Origin of the sequence: Coleofasciculus sp. F4-SAH-05, from assembly GCF_040222985.1 — a bacterium.
Lineage (GTDB): Bacteria > Cyanobacteriota > Cyanobacteriia > Cyanobacteriales > Coleofasciculaceae > Coleofasciculus > Coleofasciculus chthonoplastes.
The window spans coordinates 23,985-30,520 of sequence record NZ_JAVKBY010000078.1 but is presented as its reverse complement, the minus strand read 5'-3'; the positions used below and the strand labels follow the sequence as shown (position 1 = coordinate 30,520).

Here is a 6,536-nt window from a genome sequence, read left to right as displayed (position 1 = left end):
CAAAATCTGGGTAAGTCTAGGGTGACAAGGGATGGTGAGGGTGTTTGCGATCGCGTCCCCATATTTTATATGTTGTAATCTTGTCATTCTGTAATCCTGTAGGGGCGAGTCGCTGCACTATTTTTCAGGGGAAAGGCATTACTTTTATCGACTCGCCCTTATCGTTGGTTCACCCGTTACAAAGGATAACTCGGTGGGTTACGGCAGATATTTTATTAAAGGGTTGGTTTCTTGGATTGATTACTGCAAGAGCCCCCCTACTGGCTAGGGTTCAGGGGAAAGGTATTAATTGTGTGGGCGCAAACCTTGCGCCCCTACGCCCCCGCTATCTTTCAGGGAAAAATCTATTAATTTTATCGACTCGCCCTCGTTGTTAGTTCACCCGTTGCCAAGGATAACTCGGTGGGTTACGGCGGATATTTAATTAAATGGTTTGTTTTGTCAATTAAGTACCGCCTAACCCACCCTACGGAGTTACGGGTTGAGAGTTACGGGTTGAGGGTTAATCGGGGTTTATAGGACGGCATATTTTCATAAGATATAAAATTACCTGAAACGACCGCAAAAGTCAAGCGCTAATTCTATTGCCGATAACGCAGCAGTTAATCAGACATAATTTTTTAAATTAAAGAACAGATAGCGTCTCCAAAGGCAACTCTGACACCCCCTTCATCGGCTGGCGTTCCTGCCCTGTTTATTGATTTGTGGCGACATCTCTGGATTCTGGCAAAAGACAAAATTTTATAAGTTTACGCCAATTAATTCATCCGCCAACCCTTCACAAACCCCGGATTGAAAATAAAATGAAACCTAAGACAACCACTGAACTCATCTAATTCAGACTGATTCAACGATGCAATTAAGCTCAATTAACCTCCCCAACTATTTAATCCGACTGGGGCTATGTCCCCCAGAAAACCAAAATCAGCTCATCATTAAACCCGTTGCGGCGAAAAACTTTAACCTTTTAGTCACCTTACCCGACGGGAAAAAACTCCTAGTTAAGCAAGAACGGTATAATCAGGACGGGAAAACAGCCGGAGAATTTGGACAAGAATGGCGCATTCAGGAGTGTGTACAGCACTTTCGGGAACTCACTACCCTTCACCCCTATCTACCCCAGGTACTGCATTTTGATCCGGGGGAATCAATCATCATATTCCGCTACTTAGACGAGTACCGCGACGTAATGGAATTCTACGCCGAAGAGACAATCTTCCCGAGTGCGATCGCGGCGTCTATTGGCACCACCCTGGCGGCTATTCATCGCGCCACGTTTAACCGGGACGACTATCGGCACTTTTTCTGGCAAAATCGTGAAGATGCACCAATTAATCAGGTTCAATATCTGGTTCATAAATTGGAACGAGTGGAACCGGAAATTTTTGGTCAGGTTCCTCCCGACATTCTCAAATTCATTGCCCTCTATCAACGGTATGATAGCCTTGGGCAAGCTATGACAGAACTAGCCAATACTCTTGCACCCTGTTGTGTGACACACAATGATTTAAAGCTAAATAACATCCTCCTGCACAAAGATTGGCACAAGTCGAGTGATAGTATTGTGCGCCTAATTGATTGGGAGCGATCAGCTTTCGGACACCCAGCTTTCGATGTAGGAACACTAATCGCCAGCTACCTGCAAATCTGGCTGAACAGCTTGCTGATTAGTAACACAGTCAGTATCGAAGAATCTCTGCGCCTAGCTGTGATTCCCCTCGAACAAATTCAGCCTTCTATTGTTGTCTTGACTCAGGCTTACTTAGATAACTTTCAAGACGTTTTAGATCATTGCCCTGATTTTTTGCGGCGAGTTGTTCAGTGCGCTGGTTTTGGCTTGATTCGGCAAGTTATGGCAATCCTCCAAAACCAAGCTTCCTTGGGCAATACAGGGATTTGTGTGCTGCAAGTTGCTAAAAGTTTGTTATGCCGCCCCGAGCAATCCATGCTAACAATTTTTGGCACTAATACTGCTGAACTAACCCGGTTAAGTATGTCTGCCGCCTAAGATATTTAGTCACAAAAAATTATGCAATTACTTAATTCTCCGATAACGCAACAATCCGCTAGAGCAAAGCAGCACCTTTGGGATACTCTGCAAGACATTGTGAGCCAGGTTAAAATTCAGTCTAATTTCTGCATCTGCCATCCAGATTATAAACCGTTTGAATTGTCGGCTGAGATAGTCACTCGCCTTGAACAAATGCCTTTAGAATTCCAGAATCGGTATCGGAGTCTGCAACTGCGGAGTTTTCTTTACGGAATTTATTATAATGGTTCTATGCGAAGCGCCTTGGCAGCGGATACAGATTCAAATCTTCGGCAACTGGACTTAGAGAATAATACCTTCCTGGGAGTAGATCGAGCTTTTTACAATCGCTTGCACGAAAGCAATAATGGCATCGGCTATTTTGACATGGATTGGTATGTTTTAAGAGAGGAAAATGATGATAGATTGGTTGTGAACAAGAATGGTTTAAAGTTGCATATTGAGCGAGAAGCTCATCTTCAACCATCTCAGCAGAATGCTATTGTTGGTGATTCAGTCGCTATCCGCCTGCCTAAAAATTTGCTGCAAAATGGCTTTTATATGGCTATTGGCAATGGGGGGCAATATAGTCTCAACCATTCAGAGAGTCATCCGGCTATTGTGCGAATTTACTTCAATATAACTCCAGAAGGTTCAGTTGCTATCATGGCGACTCTCACGCGACTGCTGAATGAAATCTCTATTCCGTTCAGTTTCAAGGTTTTGTATAATCCAGGTGACTATGGCTCCTACGACTCAGGGGTGCTTTACTTTGAGAAAAAAAACTATGAAGCTATTCGGTTGGCACTTCAGGCTGTTTATTCCGAAAACCAAGCGCATTTTCAGCCGGAAATCCCGTTATTTACTAAACCACTGGCATGGGGACTAGGTATAGCTGAAGAACCAAACTGCAAATTTACTGATCGAGAAAGCTTTGGCATGAACCGCTGTCAAATTGTGGCTAATAGCTTAGTACAAGCTTGGCAAAACGGAGATGACTCTCCAGAGGCTCGGATGAACGGTATCATTGAAAACTTTTCCCGCTTGGGGATTGACTGGCAGTATGCCTATCTCAATGCCAACTCAGAAGACATCTACATACCGTTGAATTCATATCATTAATATTCTCCATCTCCTGAATGGGATAATAAATTCAGCCGTAATAGTTCGACTTCAGCCCAGGCTAACTCTTGGGCTATTTTTTTGTGTAGTCTTTGCCTCCGCTCTAATAATTATCTTGTCCCTTGTAGAGACGTAGCGTGTTACGTCTCTACAAGGTTGTGTGACTAGACAATCGAAGGCGAAAAAATGAAATTGCTTTCTCTGGTTTACTTGCAACAATTATAGACATAATTTTTAAAATATTTTCCTGAAATATGGGATTCAATATGTCTAGTTTTTACAAAAACACTTATAATCGGTAAAATAAATTACAAACAATATTTACAATAAAGTCTTTTTTAAGAGCGATTTTGACTTGATTTTAGAGTTTAAATGCGTGATTATAGTAATGGGGTTAAGCAATAGAAAGTTTAATTCCTTATCCACTTAATCAACATTAGGAGAAATTGAAAATGGCTAGTATTGCAATCTCTGACTTGCGTCCCACCGGTACAGCTTTGTTCCAAGATGCCGAAAGCTTTCTGAATGAGCTAAACGAGAATGAAGTTGAAAATGTCTTAGGAGGCGGCAGCTTCAAAGTTATATGGACTAGCTTTTGTGTGTCCTGGTAAAAACTCCGTGCGACCTTAGAAAATAAAGAGTTGAACCTGCTTTAACAGGTTTTAGCTTTGAGCCGAAAATTTATTTCCCGGCTATACCAGTTAAATTAGCGGTAACCAGTAGGGGCGCACAGCGGTGCGCCCTATCAAGGTGGGATATTTGATGCCAATATTGTGGTTTTTTTCCAGATACCAATAGATAACAAGAGGTAAGGGCACGACAATGTCGTGCCCCTACATTACACCCCAAATAAAAACGCCTAAGATTCGCCCATAGCAGTCACCACCTCCACCTCCTCAACTTGTCGCTTCAACCACGCCTCAAACAACTCCAAAAGAATCTGATAACGCAGCTTGTCATCCAACTCCGGCTGAATAATCTCCTCAACCTTAATCAAATGCACCCCCTTAGACGTGACAATTGGCTTCAACACCTCCCCTGGCGTCGCCGCAAACACTTTCGCCGAAATCTCTGGTTTCATTTGCTGGCGTTTAACCAATCCTAAATATCCTCCCTTGCGCCGTAATTCTTCCTCCTGAATATACTCCTGAGCAATCTCCGCAAAACTGGTTTCTGCTTCCTGAAGTTCATAAAACAACTCTAGGGCTAAATCTTCATCATCCAAAACCACTTCATACATCACCGCCGCTGCATAGTCTAATTGATGTTCATAAAACCAGGGTTCCACCTTATCACCAAACAAATGCTGGGCTAATTTTCCGGAAAGGACATTGATGTAAACCATCTCTTCAAAATCATCCAGAGAAAGGGCGAATTTTTGCAGCCACGCCCAGGTGTCATCCGCATTGAGCAGTTTATTCATGAACCGCATTTGATCTGCTGCTTGTTGTAATTCGGCGGTTTCGACTTGGATACTGGCTTCAGTCGCCGCTGAGTTAATAACTTTGCGGGTGATAATTCCTTCGATAATTGTGGGAATCTGACAAGCGAGTTTGAGGTGATGCAGGATGTCTTGGTTGGTAATTGTGATGGCTTGTGACATGATTTTTCTCCTAAATAATTAGAGTTTTCTGGGGAGTTTCTTTCTACCCCTATTGTTTTCTTACGTTTCACGGGTTATGGAAAACCTCTCTCCAAACCTCTCTCCTGCAAGGAGAGAGGCTTTCAGACTCGCTGGGGGGTTAGGTTTTATGGCACTAAAGTGCCTACTACGAACGAGCGAACGAGCGAGCGAACATCAAAGTTCTAATCCTCCTTTTTGTAACTTCTTAAATGGGTCAATAATAAAGTCAATAATCTTTCGCCGCCGCACGATTACTTCAGCCGTGGCTGTATCCCCTGGTTTCAAGTCTAAACATTGATTTTTGGTAGCAATACAGGTATGATTTAGCTCAATTTCTAACTCAAAATTGGTCACTTGACCCTGGGCAGTTTCAGTGACTTTAGAGGTGGGCGATTTGCGAATCAGTTTGCCTGCGACTACACCATAATCCTGGAACGGATAGGCATCAAATTTGAGCTTAACTTCCATTCCTTCCTGCAACGCCCCACTTTCAGCCGTGGGCATTTGGGCTTTGAGAATTAAGGTGGAACCCTGGGGTGCAATCTCGGCAATTAATTCTCCGGGTTGTACCACCGCCCCAACTCCTTTATCCGGTAAACCAAAGACAGTACCGCTTTCTGGTGCTTTGAAGACTCGCTGCTTGAGTTCAATGTCTTTGGCGGCAATTTGGCTTTTGCTTTGCTTGATTTCGGTTTGGAGTGTGGTAATCTGAGTTTCTAGGTTCTTGAGTTGTTCCTGTATTTTTATAACTGCTAGTTTGCCGGAATGAACTAGGGTATCATAGCTTTTTTGTTGCTCCTGTAAGCGTAGTTTTGCCTGCTCAATTTCGGCTTGAGTTTGATGGAGAATTCGGTCATAACTGCCTTGTTGTTCTTGGAGCCGTAACCGGGCTTGGGAGATGTCGGATTCGGCTTGAACTAAGCGTTCTGTGTTGACTTTGACCAGGTTTTGTGATTCAGTAAAGCGGTCGGTAGAAATGGCGCCGGCTTCAAAGGCTTTACGGTATCGCTGAACTTTATCTTTTGCCTCAATTAAATTAACTTGGGCTTGATTGTAGGCAGCTTGACTGGAGGCAATGGCTTGTTTTGCCTGGTTCACTTGAGCCAGTTTTTCCGCTTTTTCCAGGGTGTAGGTACTCTCAAGGGCATTAAAGTTTTGTCGGGCTTGTTCAATTTGAGACTGTTTTTCTAGTTCTTGGGATTGGTTCTGCCGCTGCTGGGTATGGAGGGCAAGGTCTAACTGATTTTTGAGGACGGCTAACTGATTTAGGCGATTTTTTTGACCGTCTAATTGACTACGAAGTTGCTCAATTTCTGACCGCACGATGTCGGATTCGAGGGCGAGTAATGTTTGTCCATTTTTGACGCGGTTTCCTTCAGTAACGGGGAGGTTGATAATTGTACCGCCGACAGAGGATTCCAGTTTGACGGTGGGTTCTTTGGGTTCTAATCGCCCTCTAGCACTTCCGGTTTCTTCGACTTCAGTTAACATTGCCCAAGGAAGTGCGATCGCGGCAAACAAAATTAAGAAATATAACAGTCCCCTTGTCCAAACTTGGGGTAAGGTATCCAGCAGTTCTTTTGTTGCATAGGACCAGTCAGAGGGGGGATTTTTTTGGGAAACGCAGAGTTCCGCAGAGGTTGGCGCAGAGGTCAAGAGAGGGGTGGGAGTATGATTGGAGTTCATAATGTAGAGACGTGCTTTTGAAGCGTCTGACGAATAACAAATGACAAATGACAAATGACAAATGACAAATGACAA

The 6,536-nt window shown here is 43.5% G+C and carries 5 protein-coding genes; 3 read left to right on the top strand and 2 right to left on the bottom strand.

Annotated features, from left to right (window positions below; all coding sequences use genetic code 11):
- Positions 1-853: 853 nt before the first annotated feature.
- The 3 genes from RIG27_RS09575 to RIG27_RS09565 all read left to right on the top strand — a co-directional run bounded on the left by RIG27_RS09575 (position 854) and on the right by RIG27_RS09565 (position 3,762).
- Positions 854-2,008, top strand: coding sequence for a phosphotransferase family protein (locus RIG27_RS09575; protein ID WP_446344592.1), 1,155 nt, complete (start codon positions 854-856; stop codon positions 2,006-2,008).
- A gap of 21 nt (positions 2,009-2,029) precedes the next feature.
- Complete coding sequence (locus RIG27_RS09570) at positions 2,030-3,151, top strand: T3SS effector HopA1 family protein (RefSeq protein ID WP_446344590.1); 1,122 nt, start codon at positions 2,030-2,032, stop codon at positions 3,149-3,151.
- A 452-nt stretch (positions 3,152-3,603) separates the two neighbouring features.
- Positions 3,604-3,762: a hypothetical protein gene (locus RIG27_RS09565; RefSeq protein WP_446344588.1), complete on the top strand. Its 159-nt coding sequence runs from the start codon at positions 3,604-3,606 to the stop codon at positions 3,760-3,762.
- A gap of 248 nt (positions 3,763-4,010) precedes the next feature.
- On the opposite strand, the gene RIG27_RS09560 is transcribed toward RIG27_RS09565, so the two are convergent.
- Together RIG27_RS09560 and RIG27_RS09555 are read right to left on the bottom strand one after the other, a co-directional pair.
- On the bottom strand, positions 4,011-4,754 hold the full coding sequence (locus RIG27_RS09560) for a peptidylprolyl isomerase (protein ID WP_446344586.1): 744 nt from the start codon (positions 4,752-4,754) through the stop codon (positions 4,011-4,013).
- A gap of 195 nt (positions 4,755-4,949) precedes the next feature.
- Positions 4,950-6,536 carry an HlyD family efflux transporter periplasmic adaptor subunit gene (locus tag RIG27_RS09555; RefSeq protein ID WP_446344584.1) on the bottom strand — a complete coding sequence of 529 codons (1,587 nt, stop codon included), beginning with the start codon at positions 6,534-6,536 and terminating at the stop codon, positions 4,950-4,952.